Annotated in this window: 2 protein-coding genes; both read right to left on the bottom strand. The window is 63.5% G+C overall.

From position 1 onward, the window contains the following. Window positions 1-361, bottom strand: a 361-nt coding sequence (locus AC1DHL_RS29700) for a phosphoadenosine phosphosulfate reductase domain-containing protein (protein WP_478164325.1), incomplete at its 3' end; no start/stop codon positions are given. Window positions 362-387: 26 nt separating this feature from the next. After that, the coding region (locus tag AC1DHL_RS29705) for a phosphoadenosine phosphosulfate reductase domain-containing protein (RefSeq protein WP_478164326.1) at window positions 388-572 on the bottom strand (185 nt) is incomplete at its 5' end.

The raw sequence follows: 572 nt of genomic DNA on the forward strand, positions 1-572 counted from the left end.
GGCGCACCGTGCCGCGCTTGATCGAATCCTCGACATGGCCCACCACCAGGCGCGCACCCAGTTCCGCCACGCGCTGGTCGCGGAAGGCGATCACTTCCGGGTAGTTATGGCCGGTGTCGATGTGCACCAGCGGGAACGGCAGTTCCACCTTGCGGTCGCCCAGGCGGAAGGCCTTCAGCGCCAGGTGCAGCATGACGATCGAATCCTTGCCGCCGGAGAACAGCAGCGCCGGGTTGCGGCACTCGGCCACCACTTCACGGATGATGTAGATCGACTCGGCTTCCAGCCGGTCGAGGTGGTCGTTCTGGACCTGGAGCAGGTGTTCAACCCCTGCTTCTGCGATGTCGTTCATGATGCCCATGTCGTTCTCGGCCTCGATTCAATACTTCAATGCTTGATGTTCTGCTCGTGGAGCCCGCACTCTTTCGAGTCCTTGGTCTCCCACCACCAACGTCCTGCGCGGACGTCTTCGCCAGCCTTCACGGCGCGCGTACACGGCTCGCAGCCAATGCTCGGGTAGCCCTTGGCATGCAGCGCGTTCACCGGCACGTTGTGGCGCACCAGATAGGCCC

It is taken from the genome of Variovorax sp. 10L426, assembly GCF_056395305.1.